This window comes from Kribbella sp. NBC_01484, from assembly GCF_036227145.1.
In the GTDB taxonomy this organism is placed as follows: domain Bacteria; phylum Actinomycetota; class Actinomycetes; order Propionibacteriales; family Kribbellaceae; genus Kribbella.
Genome location: NZ_CP109437.1, coordinates 2,929,896 through 2,942,965 on the forward strand (window position 1 = coordinate 2,929,896; position 13,070 = coordinate 2,942,965).

14 protein-coding genes are annotated in these 13,070 nt (G+C 68.9%); 9 read left to right on the top strand and 5 right to left on the bottom strand.

Annotated features, from left to right (window positions below):
* The first annotated feature begins 39 nt into the window (after window positions 1–39).
* The 3 genes from OG555_RS14445 to OG555_RS14455 are packed head-to-tail and all read left to right on the top strand — an operon-like array spanning window position 40 to window position 2,351.
* The gene (locus OG555_RS14445) at window positions 40–393 is read left to right on the top strand and encodes a YciI family protein (RefSeq protein ID WP_328526901.1); all 354 of its coding nucleotides are present in this window, start codon (window positions 40–42) and stop codon (window positions 391–393) included.
* Complete coding sequence (locus tag OG555_RS14450) at window positions 390–1,649, top strand: RNA polymerase sigma factor (protein ID WP_328525105.1); 1,260 nt, start codon at window positions 390–392, stop codon at window positions 1,647–1,649. The genes OG555_RS14445 and OG555_RS14450 overlap by 4 nt, the downstream gene beginning before the upstream one ends.
* A gap of 36 nt (window positions 1,650–1,685) precedes the next feature.
* Complete coding sequence (locus OG555_RS14455) at window positions 1,686–2,351, top strand: hypothetical protein (protein WP_329483379.1); 666 nt, start codon at window positions 1,686–1,688, stop codon at window positions 2,349–2,351.
* 24 nt (window positions 2,352–2,375) lie between these two features.
* Here OG555_RS14455 and OG555_RS14460 read toward each other — a convergent pair whose 3' ends face one another.
* The 3 genes from OG555_RS14460 to OG555_RS14470 form a co-directional block, all read right to left on the bottom strand.
* Complete coding sequence (locus OG555_RS14460) at window positions 2,376–2,879, bottom strand: DUF4240 domain-containing protein (protein ID WP_329483380.1); 504 nt, start codon at window positions 2,877–2,879, stop codon at window positions 2,376–2,378.
* Window positions 2,880–2,981: 102 nt separating this feature from the next.
* Complete coding sequence (locus tag OG555_RS14465) at window positions 2,982–3,548, bottom strand: dihydrofolate reductase family protein (RefSeq protein ID WP_329483381.1); 567 nt, start codon at window positions 3,546–3,548, stop codon at window positions 2,982–2,984.
* A 5-nt stretch (window positions 3,549–3,553) separates the two neighbouring features.
* The gene (locus tag OG555_RS14470; RefSeq protein WP_329483383.1) at window positions 3,554–4,357 is read right to left on the bottom strand and encodes an alpha/beta fold hydrolase; all 804 of its coding nucleotides are present in this window, start codon (window positions 4,355–4,357) and stop codon (window positions 3,554–3,556) included.
* Window positions 4,358–4,435: 78 nt separating this feature from the next.
* On the opposite strand from OG555_RS14470, the gene OG555_RS14475 reads away from it, so the two are divergent.
* Complete coding sequence (locus OG555_RS14475; protein ID WP_329483384.1) at window positions 4,436–5,134, top strand: TetR/AcrR family transcriptional regulator; 699 nt, start codon at window positions 4,436–4,438, stop codon at window positions 5,132–5,134.
* A 3-nt stretch (window positions 5,135–5,137) separates the two neighbouring features.
* On the opposite strand, the gene OG555_RS14480 is transcribed toward OG555_RS14475, so the two are convergent.
* Both OG555_RS14480 and OG555_RS14485 read right to left on the bottom strand, forming a co-directional pair.
* The gene (locus tag OG555_RS14480; RefSeq protein ID WP_329483386.1) at window positions 5,138–6,232 is read right to left on the bottom strand and encodes a lysylphosphatidylglycerol synthase transmembrane domain-containing protein; all 1,095 of its coding nucleotides are present in this window, start codon (window positions 6,230–6,232) and stop codon (window positions 5,138–5,140) included.
* 101 nt (window positions 6,233–6,333) lie between these two features.
* Window positions 6,334–7,308, bottom strand: a complete 975-nt coding sequence (locus tag OG555_RS14485) for a LacI family DNA-binding transcriptional regulator (RefSeq protein WP_329483387.1) — start codon at window positions 7,306–7,308, stop codon at window positions 6,334–6,336.
* Window positions 7,309–7,796: 488 nt separating this feature from the next.
* On the opposite strand from OG555_RS14485, the gene OG555_RS14490 reads away from it, so the two are divergent.
* The 5 genes from OG555_RS14490 to OG555_RS14510 are packed head-to-tail and all read left to right on the top strand — an operon-like array spanning window position 7,797 to window position 13,065.
* The gene (locus tag OG555_RS14490; RefSeq protein WP_329483388.1) at window positions 7,797–8,138 is read left to right on the top strand and encodes an L-rhamnose mutarotase; all 342 of its coding nucleotides are present in this window, start codon (window positions 7,797–7,799) and stop codon (window positions 8,136–8,138) included.
* 3 nt (window positions 8,139–8,141) lie between these two features.
* Window positions 8,142–9,305 (top strand): L-rhamnose isomerase, encoded by a 1,164-nt coding sequence (rhaI, locus tag OG555_RS14495; protein ID WP_329483389.1) that lies wholly within the window; start codon window positions 8,142–8,144, stop codon window positions 9,303–9,305.
* 5 nt (window positions 9,306–9,310) lie between these two features.
* Complete coding sequence (locus OG555_RS14500) at window positions 9,311–11,344, top strand: bifunctional aldolase/short-chain dehydrogenase (protein ID WP_329483390.1); 2,034 nt, start codon at window positions 9,311–9,313, stop codon at window positions 11,342–11,344.
* Window positions 11,345–11,383: 39 nt separating this feature from the next.
* Window positions 11,384–12,817, top strand: a complete 1,434-nt coding sequence (locus OG555_RS14505) for a rhamnulokinase (RefSeq protein WP_329483391.1) — start codon at window positions 11,384–11,386, stop codon at window positions 12,815–12,817.
* Window positions 12,818–12,822: 5 nt separating this feature from the next.
* A complete protein-coding gene (locus OG555_RS14510; RefSeq protein ID WP_329483392.1) occupies window positions 12,823–13,065 on the top strand; it encodes a LuxR C-terminal-related transcriptional regulator in 243 nt (80 codons plus the stop codon).
* Window positions 13,066–13,070: the final 5 nt, after the last annotated feature.

Sequence of the window (13,070 nt, forward strand, 5' to 3'; positions counted from 1 at the left end):
GCGGCCTCCGCGAGGGACAGGATGGTGCCTGTGAAGTACATGCTGCTGATCTACAGCAACGCCGAGAGCTGGGCGAGCCTGTCCGCCGAGCAACGCGAGGGTCTGTCCCGGGCGCACGAATCACTGTCGCGTGAGCTCACTGAGCAGGGCCTTCTGGTCAGTGCGGCCGGACTGGCGGATCCCATCACCACCCGGACGGTGCAGGTGCGTGACGACACCGCGACCACCACCGACGGACCGTACGCCGAGGCCAAGGAGCATCTGGCCGGGTTCTACCTGGTCGAGTGCGACGACATCGACCAGGCGATCGGCTACGCGGCCCGGATGCCGGACGCGGAGTACGTCGCCGTGGAGGTGCGGCCGGTGATGGACGCGTCCGGGCTGGAGATGTGAGCGACCCCGCCGGCCGGTCCGAGTCCGGCGACTTCGAGCTGCTGCTGCGTGAGCAGGCGCCGCAGGTGCTGAGCGCGCTGGTCCGGCACTACGGGCACTTCGACCTGGCCGAGGAAGCGGTCCAGGAGGCGCTGCTCGCGGCGGCTCAGCAGTGGCCGAGCGAGGGCGTGCCGGACAACCCGCGCGGATGGCTGATCCGGGTCGGATCGCGCCGGCTGACCGATCTGCTGCGCAGCGAGTCGGCCCGGCGGCGGCGCGAGGAGAACGTGGCCCAGCTCGCCCCGCCCGAGGAATTCGTTGCTGCAGGCCCGGAAATCGACGATCCGGGCGGCCGGGACGACACGCTGACGCTGCTGTTCCTGTGCTGCCACCCGGCGCTGTCGCCGGCCTCGCAGATCGCGCTGACGCTGCGCGCGGTCGGTGGTCTCACCACCGCGCAGATCGCGGCCGCGTTCTTGGTGCCAGAGGCAACCATGGCGCAGCGGATCAGCCGGGCGAAACGCAGTATCAAGCAGGCGGGCAGTACGTTCGAGCTGCCGCCCGAGGCGGAGCGGGACGAGCGGATGGGCGCCGTACTGCACGTCCTCTACCTGATCTTCAACGAGGGCTACACCGCCTCGTCGGGTACGTCGTTGCACAGCGCGGAGCTCACGACGGAAGCGATCCGGCTGGTGCGGGGCGTGCGCAAGCTGCTGCCCGATGACGGTGAGGTGGCCGGGTTGCTGGCGCTCATGCTGCTCACCGATGCGCGTCGGCCCGCGCGGACCGGCGCGGAAGGTTCGCTGATCCCGCTGGCCGAGCAGGACCGGTCCAAGTGGAACAAGGCGGTCATCGTCGAGGGTGAAGCGCTGGTGACGGATGCGCTGTCCCGTACGCAGCTGGGCCCGTATCAGGTGCAGGCCGCGATCGCCGCGGTACATGACACCGCCGAACGGGCTGAGGACACGGACTGGCGGCAGATCGTCGCGTTGTACGACGTACTCGAGCAGATGGTCGACAATCCGATGGTGAAGCTCAACCACGCGGTCGCGGTGGCCATGGCGGTCGGTCCGAAGGAGGGTCTCGCCGTACTCGAACCACTCGAGTCCGACGACCGCATGACCGATCACCACCGGCTGGAGGCGGTCCGCGCGCACCTGCTGGAGATGTCCGGCGATCTGGCCGCCGCGCGCGAGAGTTACCTGCTGGCGGCCCGCCGTACGACGAGTGTCCCGGAACGCAACTACCTGCAGTCGAAGGCGGACCGGCTGACCTGACTCGCGGCGCTCCCGGACATGTGTCAGGTTTGAGCCGTGGATCTGACCAGGGCCTCACTCCTCCGGGAGATGCTGACCGGTACTGAGCTGGGAAGCCGGACGACCGAGTTCGCGCACTCACTGCGGCGGTTCACCACCCGGACCGGTGGGCTGATGCTGTTCGGGCCGGTCGACGACGAGCCGTGGCACCTGACCGCGCACCTGGATGACGAGCTGCACCGGGCCGGGGTCGACGACGTTCGGCCGTCGCTGGTCCGCTGGGCGCCGCCACCGGACGCACCGCCGCACCTGGCGATCGGACTGGACCGGTTGCGCGACGCGGGCCGCGGCGAGTCGCTGCTGGTGGTGGCCGAGGAGGATCCGGCGGAGACGCTGCTCGAGCGGATCAGCGACGTACGGCGCCGGGGTACGACGATCTTCAGCATCGGGAGCGGCGACAAGGAGCTGACATCGCTCAGCCACGAGACGCTGGTGCCGGAGTTGCTGGTGCCGGACGGGTTCGGGTGGACGAGCCGGCGGATCGAGCTCGACCACGACGAGCCGCAGGCCGCGCTGACCGATGTGGAACCACAGACCACGGAGGGGTTCGAGATGGCGCAGCACCTGGTCAGCCTGGCCGCGGCCGACCAGGACGCCGGTCAGCCCGGCTGGCGCCGCCGGCTCCGCGCCGCCATCGAACGCCTGTCCGGCGAGCCCACCTAGCGCTGCAAACAGCCCGCCTAGTCGCTAGGCGTCGAGGTAGAGCGCGGCCAGTCGGGGCAGGCGGGTCTCCAGGTTGTCCTCGTCGTCGAAGTCGATCTCCTTGCCGGCCGGCAGGTCCGGCGTGTCCGGCGCCTCCGCGTCGACCGCCTTCCAGTACGCCGCCTCGTCGCCGGTCACGTTCTTGTACGCGTGACTGCCGACATGCAGCAGGCCTTCACCGTCGAATCCCTCGAAGCCTTCCGGCCGGTCCTCGTCGACCACGTCGGCGAGCGAGTCCGGCTCGGCCAGCGCGGCCTCCCAGACCTCCCGGCCTTGCGCGACCAGCCAGCCCCGGAACGAGTCGAACCCGTCCTCCGAGGCCCCCGAGTTGATCAGGTACGCCGCCGCCCACAGATCCCACCGGAAAGACTCGACCTGCAATCGCGCGAGCTCGACCCCGAACCCCGCGATCTCCTCGGCCTCCAGCCCACCCAGCACCTTGGTCAGCGCGTCCGCAACCCCGTCCGGATCCGCCACGGTGTCATCCACCCCACCGCGCGCATCCTCAACCAGCCCCCAGAATCCATCCCTGTCCACCCCCAAAGCGTCTCACCACCCCTAGGCCAAACGGGAGCGCTGATGGCAGGTGATTTATGACAGGTCGCGCTGGTAAACCGTGACGGGGATGCCTTCGCCGAAGGTTTTGGACTGGGTTAGGTTCCACTTGGTCTTTTGGGGGGTTTCGGCGAAGAGGTGGCGGCCGGTGCCGAGGATGACGGGGAAGGTCATCAGGTGGATCTCGTCGACCAGGTCGGCGGCGAGGAGTGCTTGGACCAGACGGATGCTGCCCGGGACCTGGATCTCGCCGGTGACCTCGTTCTTGAGCTTGGTCACCTCCGCGACCACGTCGCCTGACAGCACTCTGGTGTTGTTCCAGGCGGGGTCGGTCAGCGTGGTGGAGACGACGTACTTCGGCATGCTGTTGTATTTGTCGGCCAGCTCGCCCTCGTAGTTCGGCCAGGCGGCCGCGAAGCCTTCGTACGTCGTCCGCCCGATCAGCAACGCCTCCGCGCCGAGCGCCTCGTCGTGCTTGAACCGCTCCCCGTCCTCACCACGGTCGAACTCAAAGCTCCACTCGGCGTACTTGAAATCTCCCCCGCCCGGCGCCTCGGCGACCCCGTCGAGCGAGATGAACGTCGTCACCACCAGCGTCCCCATGGCAGTCACACCTCGTGTGCGAACTGGCGCAGGACGGGAGCGAGCACGGACGGCTCCGTGCTGTGGTTCTCGCCCGGGACAGGCTTCAGCGTCGCGGTCCGGAGGTGAGCGGCCATCGCTTCCGCACCCGAGATCAGCCACGGCGCCGTCTTGTCGCCGTGCATGACCAGGACGGGTACGTCGATCGCCGCCCAGCGGTCCGCGGGCAGTGGGTTGCCGGACATCGTGGTCCCCATGATGCGGCCGTCGTACGAGATCGTGGGCGCGATGTCCTCGACCGGCGCCCAGTACGGACTCTGCCGGATCCCGGCAACGAACTCGGCCGGCATACCGGCTGCGGCTGTCATGAACAGTTCCGCCGCCTTGTCCCGCTGACCGGCCGCGACGAACGCGTCGAGCTGTTCGACGTAGTCGGAGGGCAGCGGCGGACGCGAGTCGTCGACCACCACCGGCGGCTCGAACAGGGCCAGGGCGGAGATCGGCAGCCCGGCCGCCGCCGCGTCCAGAGCCAGGAGTGAACCGGAGGACCAGCCGAACACGATGGCCGGCTGCCCGGCGTCCTGGATCAGCGCGGCGAGGTCCTCGATCTCCCGCTGGATTGCGTACGGCGCGGTGTCGGTGCTCTCACCACGTCCGCGCCGGTCGTAGGCGTAGACCCGGAATTCGTCGCTCAGCAGCTTCGCCACCTCGGCATTCGCCGGGTTGACCGCGCGGTGGGCGGTGGCGCCGTCGACCATGATCAGCGGCCGCCCCTCGCCCCACGCCTCGAAGGCGATCGTCGTGCCGTCGGCGGACTTCAGTGTGCTCATCGTCCCTCTCCTCTGTGATCGTTGGGAACTGGACCGTACAGTACTCAGAGAAGAACTGGACTGTCTAGTATGATTTCCGTGACCGCAGAGGAGGACGTCGTGGAGTATCGACAGCGGGCCGCCGTCTGGCAGCCGGAGCAGGCCGTCACGATCGAGGGCGAGGGCCGGACGCCGCGCAAGCGCCGGGCGATCCTGGCCGCGGCGACCGAGGTCTTCCTCCAGCACGGGTACCTCGGCGCGAGCATGGACGAGGTCGCCGCGAAGGCCGGCGTCTCCAAACAGACCGTCTACAAGCAGTTCGAGAACAAGGAACGCCTGTTCGCCGAGATCGTCCTCGGCACCAGCGATCAGCTGATGGACGGACTCGTCCAGGCGTACGCCGAGACCCTCGACGGGGCTGCGGACGCGCGGGAAGGACTGCAGGCGCTGGCTCGCCGACTGCTCGACAGCCTCACCGCAGCCAGCGTCCTCCAGTTGCGCCGGCTCGTGATCGCCGAGGCCGATCGGTTCCCCGAGGTGTGCGGGGCCTGGTTCACCAGCGGTTTCGAGAAGTCACTGGAGGCACTGGGCGAAGCGCTCACCCGGCTGACCGAACGCGGTTTGCTCCGTGAGCTCGAGGACCCGACACTCGCGGCGTACCAGTTCGCCGGGCTGGTCATGTACAAGCCGATGAACCGGGCCATGTTCGCCGGCACCCGGGAGCGCCCGGCCCCGGGCGAGCTCGACAAGCTCGCCGATCAGGCCACCGAGGTCTTCCTCGCCGCCTACGGCGCCTGACTGCTAAGCGTCGTCCCCGAGGGAAGGGGGCGCCTTCGTTCTTGACGGATTGGTGACATGGCGGTGGATCCGCCAGCCGGCCCAGGCCAGGAGGCCCACCGGGATCGGCAGCCAGAAGGAGACGAGCCGGTACAGGAGCGTCCCGATGAGTGCTGTGTCCGCGGGGATTCCGATGACGACGAGCAGCGCTGCGAGACCGGCGTCGACGAAGCCGAGACCACCCGGCGTCACCGGGACCATTGCGAGGGCTTGAGCAACGACATAGGCCAGGAGCACCTCGGAGGGGCGCGCATGCGCATTGAGCGCCACCAGCGCGACCACGAGTGCGGCGTAGTCGAACATGCGGTTCGCGGCCGCCGCGAGGGCCGCAGCCCACCAGCGGCCCTTGAACGCAGCGGCAACCCGGTCCCGCTGCGTGACCAACTGCGCGGCGCAGCTGTCGGCGGTCACGCTGCGTTTGACCACGTGGATGATGCGACCGGCCGCACGACCGACCACTACGACAAACCGGCTCCAGGTGAGCGCGGTGAGCCCGAGACCGACGATGACGATCGCCATGATCAGCGAGACCAGGAGGCCGAGCTCCAGCTGCCGGGCCGGCGGTGGACCGATCAGCAGCGCGGGCACCGTGAGGACGGGCAACAGCAACAGCACACCGGTGGTCATCAGGCCGATCGCGGTGACAGCGGAGGCGACGACTGCCGACGGCTGCCCGGCTTGGATCAGGAGTTTGGCTTGGACGACGCTGCCGGTCGCCGCGCCGCCGGGGACAACCTTGCTGGCTGCGTTCCCGGCCAGTTGCGCCGTCGCGATCGTGCCCCAACCCGGATGGCCTGGTGGCGGCGCCTCGTCCACGGCGTTGTCATCGGCCTGCTGGGTCAAGGCCAGTCGGGCGAGCCACCACAGTGCGGCGAAGCTGCAGGTCTCCAGTAGCGCGAGGACCGGGAACCACCAGGGTTCGACGTCCGCGAGGCGTGGCCAGGCTCCGAAGAGGGACAGCAGGCTCGGCGCCACGATGTACAGGCTGACACCGGTGATCGCCAAGCCGACCGCGCGGCCGCCCCATCGCCGCACCAAACCCCCGCCAGCGATGCGCATGTCTCACCTCGCTCAGTGGACCACTCGCCTCGCCACCATAGCGCGACCAGCCGGGTCGACCATCCGCCGCAAGGTATGAGGCCGGTCGGTGGAGCCGCGGCTCAGAGGGTGCCGCGGGTCGAGGTCCGTACGACGAGCTCGGGGGTGAACGTGACCCGCTGGTGTTCGTGGTCCGGGTTCGACGACTCGTCCAGCAGCAGCTCCGCGGCGGTCCGGCCGAGTAGCTGCCGCGGCTGACGGACCGACGTCAGCGGTACGGCGGCCGCCTCGGCGAACTCGATGTCGTCGTACCCGACGATGGCGAGGTCCTCGGGAACACGCAGGCCGAGGCTGACGCACTGCTGCAGGAGGCCGAGGGCGAGCAGGTCGTTCGCGCAGAACGCGGCGGTCGGGCGGCGGGCCGCCGGGAGGCCGGCGAGTCGTTGCCCTGCGCCCCTGCCTTCGGCGACGGTGAGGGCGCCGGTGGTCAGTTCGATCAGGTTCTCCGGTGGTTTGCCGGCCTTGCGCAGTGCGCTGCGGGCGCCGTCACGGCGGTCGATGACCTGGCCGATCGTGTTCGGGCCGCCGACGTACGCGATCCGTTCGTGGCCGAGCTCGAGCAGGTGGGCGATGGCGAGCTCACCGCCGAGTACGTCGTTCACCGCGACCGAGCAGTGCTCGCCGTCGTCGATGGCGCGGTCCACCACGACCACCGGCGTACCGCGGGAGGGGAGTTTGCGCAGGCGGGAGGAGTTCTGGTCGATCGGGGTGATCAGGATGCCCTGCACGCGTTGCTGTTCGAGCAGGTCGAGGTAGTCGGCTTCGCGGTCGACGTCCTCGTTGCTGTTGCAGAGGAAGACCGACAGGCCGGCCGCGCGGGCCGCCTCCTCGACGCCCTTCGCGACGTCGGTGAAGAACGGGTTCCCGGCGTCGAGCATCAGGTAGGCGAGGATCCGGCTGCTGCCGGCGCGGAGCTGCCGCGCCGACTCGTTCCGCACGAACCCCAGCGAGGCCATCGCCGCCTCGACCTTCGCCCGCGTCAACGGACTGACCACCTCGGGCCGGTTGAGCACGTTGGAAACAGTTCCCAAACTCACTCCCGCTGCCGCCGCCACTGCTTTGACGCCCGCAGCATGCCGCTTCGCGGCCCGCCGACGCCGGCCTCCTACCCCGGAGGAGGAGGGAGAAGGGGAGGTCGTGCGGGAGGGGCCGGAGGTCTGCTCGTGCGCGCTGTCTGCTGGCATGCTCATCCTCCCCGCGTCAAGAGCCCTGCGACGGACCGGTTTGAAACGTCTTAGCTGGCGAAGCCTACCTGGTTGTCGGGTGGTTTCCGCAGTAATGGTCCGGGATCGGACGCCGACAGGTGGGCGAGGTCTTGACGGCTGGAGGGGCCCGCGCTTACGTTCGTGCAGTCCTCTTGAAACCTTTCAGCTTCTGGCCGCCCCGAGTTGGAGGTGACTATGGCCGACGGGCTGTCTATCCGCCTCGGCGTGTCGGTCGACCCCGCCCGCGGCTCCCCGGTGTCGAGGATCGGCCCGAGTTCTCCGCCGCCAGTCTCGACCAGTTCAACTTCTGAGGGCATCTTGTGAATCGCTACTGCTTCTGCCTCCAGGTCAGACCCGACCGCCTGGACGAGTACGTCGAACGCCACCGGAACGTCTGGCCGGACATGCAGGCCGCGCTGCGGGACTCCGGCTGGCACAACTACTCGCTGTTCCTCCGCGACGACGGCCTGCTGATCGGGTACGTCGAGTCCGCGGACCTGGAGGCCGCGCAGAAGGCGATGGCGGCGACCGAGGTCAACACCCGCTGGCAAGCCCAGATGACCGAGTTCTTCAGCGGTATCGACGGCCGGCCGCCGGACGAGTCGTTCCTGCTGCTGCCCGAGATCTTCCACCTGACTGCGCTGGATATTGAAGGGGACTGAACCATGACGACCGAAGCCGTGAAGGCCGCCCTCAGCCGCCAGGAGATCGAACTGCCCTCGTGGGCGTTCGGGAACTCCGGCACCCGGTTCAAGGTGTTCAGCCAGCCGGGGGTGCCGCGCTCACCGGAGGAGAAGATCGCCGACGCCGCGGTCGTGCACAAGTACACCGGCGTCGCGCCGAGCGTCGCGCTGCACATCCCATGGGACAAGGTGGACGACTACGCGCGGCTCTCGGCGTACGCGAAGGAGCAGGGCGTCCGGCTCGGCGCGATCAACAGCAACGTCTTCCAGGACGACGACTACAAGCTGGGCAGCGTCACCAACCCGGACCCCGCGGTCCGGCGGAAAGCGACCGACCATCTGCTCGAGTGTGTCGACATCATGGATGCGACGGGGTCGAGGGACCTGAAGCTGTGGTTCTCCGACGGCACCAACTACCCGGGCCAGGACGACATCCAGGACCGGCAGGACCGGCTCGCGACCGCGCTGAAGGATGTGTACGACCGGCTCGGCGACGACCAGCGGATGCTGCTGGAGTACAAGCTGTTCGAGCCCGCCTTCTACACCACGGACGTGCCGGACTGGGGTACGTCGTACGCGCACTGTCTCGAACTGGGGCCGAAGGCAACGGTCTGCATCGACACCGGGCACCACGCGCCGGGCACCAACATCGAGTTCATCGTCGCCTTCCTGCTCCGGGTCGAGAAGCTGGGGGCGTTCGACTTCAACAGCCGCTTCTACGCCGACGACGACCTGATGGTCGGGGCGGCGGACCCGTTCCAGCTGTTCCGGATCATGAACGAGATCGTCCGTGGCGACGCGCTCGACCCGGACCGCGGGATCGCTTTCATGCTCGACCAGTGCCACAACATCGAGATGAAGATCCCGGCCATCATCCGCTCGGTGATGAACGTCCAGGAGGCCACCGCCAAGGCGCTGCTGGTCGATCGGGACGCGTTACGCGCAGCTCAGCGGTCGGGTGACGTGCTCGAGGCCAACGCCGCGCTGATGGATGCCTACAACACCGACGTCCGCCCGCTGCTCGCCGACCTGCGCGAGTCGCAGGGCCTGGATCCGAATCCGGTCGCCGCCTACCAACGCAGCGGGTACTACGAACAGATCGTCAAGGACCGCGCCGACGGTCAGCAAGCCGGATGGGGAGCCTGAAACGGATGAGCGACACTGCAGCCGAACTAGTTGCGCGCAGCAACCGACTCGGTGCCGATCCGCGCAACACCAACTACGCCGGCGGGAATACGTCGGCGAAGGGGACGGCGACCGACCCGGTGACGCAGCAACCCGTCGACCTGGTCTGGGTGAAGGGGTCTGGTGGCGACCTCGGCACGCTGACGGCGAAGGGTCTCGCCGTACTGCGGCTGGACCGCCTGAACTCGCTGGTCGACGTGTACCCCGGCCTCGACCGCGAGGACGAGATGGTTGCCGCGTTCGACTATTGCCTGCACGGCAAGGGCGGCGCGGCTCCGTCGATCGACACCGCGATGCACGGTCTGGTCGACGCTCCGCATGTCGACCACCTGCACCCGGACTCCGGGATCGCGCTGGCGACCGCGGCCGACGGGGAGAAGCTGACCACGGAGTGCTTCGGTGAGCGAGTGGTCTGGGTGCCGTGGCGGCGGCCCGGGTTCCAGCTGGGTCTCGACATCGCGGCCGTGAAGCGGGAGAACCCGGAGGCGATCGGCTGCGTCCTCGGCGGTCACGGCATCACCGCGTGGGGTAACACCTCGGCGGAGTGCGAGGCCAACTCGCTGGAGATCATCCGTACGGCGGAAGCCTTCCTGGCCGACCGTGGTGTCGCCGAACCCTTCGGTGCTGTGGTCGACGGCTTCGAGGCACTACCTCCTGAAGAACGCCGTCAGCGCGCTGCCGCCCTCTCCCCGGTGATCCGAGGCCTGGCGTCCACCGACAAGCCGCAGGTCGGTCACTACACCGACTCCGACGTCGTCCTGGAATTCACCGCGCGGGAGAAGCTGGCCGAGTTGGCCGCGCTGGGTACCTCCTGCCCGGATCACTTCCTGCGCACGAAGGTCCGGCCGTTGGTGCTGGACCTGCCTGCGACAGCGCCGCTGGAGGATGCGGTGGCGCGGCTTCGCGAGTTGCACGCGGCCTACCGCGAGGACTACGCCGCCTACTACAACCGGCACGCGGAACCGGACAGCCCTGCGATGCGGGGTGCGGATCCGGCGATCGTGCTGGTGCCCGGAGTCGGCATGTTCAGCTTCGGCAAGGACAAGCAGACCGCGCGGGTGGCCGGCGAGTTCTACGTGAACGCGATCAACGTGATGCGGGGCGCCGAAGCGGTGTCGACGTACGCGCCGATCGACGAGCGGGAGAAGTTCCGGATCGAGTACTGGGCGCTGGAAGAGGCGAAGCTGCAGCGGATGCCGAAGGCGAAGCCGCTGGCGACGCGGGTCGCGTTCGTCACCGGTGGCGGGTCGGGGATCGGCAAGGCGATCGCTCAGCGGCTGGCGGCTGAAGGCGCCTGTGTCGTGGTGGCGGACCTGGATCTGGCCGCGGCCGAGGCGGTGGCGAAGGAGATCGGGTCGTCCGACGTGGCCGTTGCCGTGGGCGCCGATGTCTCGTCGGGCGAGGCGGTGGAAGCGGCCCTGCGAGCGGCCGTGCTCGCCTTCGGCGGCGTCGATCTGATTGTCAACAATGCCGGATTGTCGATCTCGAAGTCGTTGCTGGAGACCACCGAGCGCGACTGGGACCTGCAGCACGACGTGATGGCGAAGGGCTCGTTCCTGGTGTCCCGGGCCGCCGCGAAGGTGCTGATCGACCAGGGCCTCGGCGGCGACATCGTGTACATCTCCAGTAAGAACTCGGTGTTCGCCGGCCCGAACAACGTCGCGTACGGCGCGGCCAAGGCGGACCAGGCACATCAGGTCCGGCTGCTCGCGGCGGAGCTCGGCGGGTACGGCATCCGTGTCAACGGGGTGAACCCGGACGGCGTCGTCCGGGGATCCGGGATCTTCGCGAAAGGCTGGGGTGCGCAGCGCGCAGCGGTGTACGGCGTACCGGAGTCGGAGCTCGGCGCGTACTACGCGCAGCGGACACTGCTCAAACGGGAGGTGCTGCCGGAACACGTGGCGGCCGCTGTGTTCGCGCTGACCGGTGGCGAGCTGACCCACACGACCGGTCTGCACGTGCCTGTCGACGCCGGCGTGGCCGCCGCGTTCCTGCGATAGGAGTCGCATGACCGAGTTGGATGTCCGCCAGGTGTCCCGATGAAGCGTGTTGCCGCAGTCGATCTGGGCGCGTCCAGCGGGCGGGTGATGCTGGGCGCGGTCGGTGACGGCCGCCTCCACCTGACCGAGGTCCATCGCTTCTGGAACGGCCCGGTCCGGGTGCGAGACACCTTGCACTGGGACATCCTGCATCTCCATCGCGCCATGCTCGACGGCCTGCGCTCGACCGGCCCGGTGGACGGCATCGGGATCGACTCGTGGGCTGTCGACTACGGCTTGCTCGACAACGCGGGTCGCCTTCTGAGCAACCCGGTCCACTACCGCGACGCCCGCACCGACGGCGTGATGGAACGCGTCCTGGAATCCGTGCCGGCAGCCGACCTGTACGACATCACGGGCCTTCAGCAACTACCGTTCAACACCATCTGCCAATTGGTGGTCGAGCCGTTCCTCAGCCAGGCGGAAACCTTGCTGATGATCCCGGATCTCCTTGGGTACTGGCTGACTGGGGAGATCGGGGCCGAGCGGACGAACGCGTCCACCACGCAGTTGTACGACGTGCGTGCTCGGGCGTGGAGTGAGCAGCTGGCGGCGCGGGTCGGGGTGCCGCCGGGGGTTCTGCCAGGGTTGCGAGAGCCGGGAGATGTGATCGGCACGTTGTTGCCGGCGGTGGCGGAGGAGACTGGGCTCGATCCCGCGACGCCGGTGATCGCGGTCGGGTCGCATGACACGGCTTCGGCCGTCGTGGCGGTGCCCGCGGAGGGCGAGCGATTCGCGTACATCTCGTCGGGCACTTGGTCGTTGGTCGGGCTGGAGCTGGACCAGCCGGTGCTGACAGACGAGGCCCGGGCGGCCAACTTCACGCACGAGGGTGGGGTCGACGGGCGGATCCGGTTCCTGCGGAACGTGATGGGCCTGTGGATCCTGCAGGAGTGCCTGCGGGTCTGGGGCACCACCGAGTTGCCGCGGTTGCTGCGTGAGGCGGCCGAGGTGCCGCCGTTCGCCGTACTGATCGATCCGGACGCCCCGGAGTTCCTTGCCCCCGGCAACATGCCGCGGCGGATCGAGGAGCACTGCCGGGCGACCGGACAGGAACCGCCGTCGTCGCGCGCCGCCCTCGTCCGATGTGTGCTGGAGAGTCTCGCGCTCGCCTACCGCCGGACGTTGCGTCAGGCGCAGACGATCGCGGACCGGCAGGTCGACGTACTGCATGTCATCGGTGGCGGCTCGCAGAACGAACTGCTCTGCCAGCTGACCGCCGACGCGTGTGGGTTGCCCGTGCTGGCCGGGCCGGTCGAGGCTTCGGCGCTGGGCAACGTTCTGGTTCAGGCTCGCGCGCTGGGCGAGCCGTTGCCGGACCTGGGCGCGATGCGCGCGCTGGTCCGGTCCACGCTTCACCTGCGGCGCTACGAGCCGCAGGGCAAACCGGCCGACTGGGACGCCGCCGAGTCCCGGATGTTCGGAACAGGGTGATCCGCATGACCGTCCTCCCCCAGGAACTCCGCCCCCTCGCTCGCCGGGTCCCACCCCGCGAGATCAGCCACGACGAACTGCAACTCCTCCGCCTGCTCGCCACCGGCCTCCCGGTCGACGGCGTGGCCCGGCGTCTCGACCTCTCCGAACGCACCGTCCGCCGCCGTACCCGCCTGATCTGCGACCGCCTGGGCTTCAGCACCGCCATCGAAGCCATCGTCTGGGCCGCCCGCCGCGGCCTGGTGTGAGCTGT

Bases quoted from the DNA above. Each gene is read 5' to 3' on its own strand.
- OG555_RS14445 (WP_328526901.1), top strand. From the start codon at position 40: ATGCTGCTGATCTACAGCAACGCCGAGAGCTGGGCGAGCCTGTCCGCC.
- OG555_RS14465 (WP_329483381.1), bottom strand. From the start codon at position 3,548: ATGGGGACGCTGGTGGTGACGACGTTCATCTCGCTCGACGGGGTCGCC.
- OG555_RS14470 (WP_329483383.1), bottom strand. From the start codon at position 4,357: ATGAGCACACTGAAGTCCGCCGACGGCACGACGATCGCCTTCGAGGCG.
- OG555_RS14480 (WP_329483386.1), bottom strand. From the start codon at position 6,232: ATGCGCATCGCTGGCGGGGGTTTGGTGCGGCGATGGGGCGGCCGCGCG.
- rhaI (WP_329483389.1), top strand. From the start codon at position 8,142: ATGACGACCGAAGCCGTGAAGGCCGCCCTCAGCCGCCAGGAGATCGAA.
- OG555_RS14500 (WP_329483390.1), top strand. From the start codon at position 9,311: ATGAGCGACACTGCAGCCGAACTAGTTGCGCGCAGCAACCGACTCGGT.
- OG555_RS14505 (WP_329483391.1), top strand. From the start codon at position 11,384: ATGAAGCGTGTTGCCGCAGTCGATCTGGGCGCGTCCAGCGGGCGGGTG.
- OG555_RS14510 (WP_329483392.1), top strand. From the start codon at position 12,823: ATGACCGTCCTCCCCCAGGAACTCCGCCCCCTCGCTCGCCGGGTCCCA.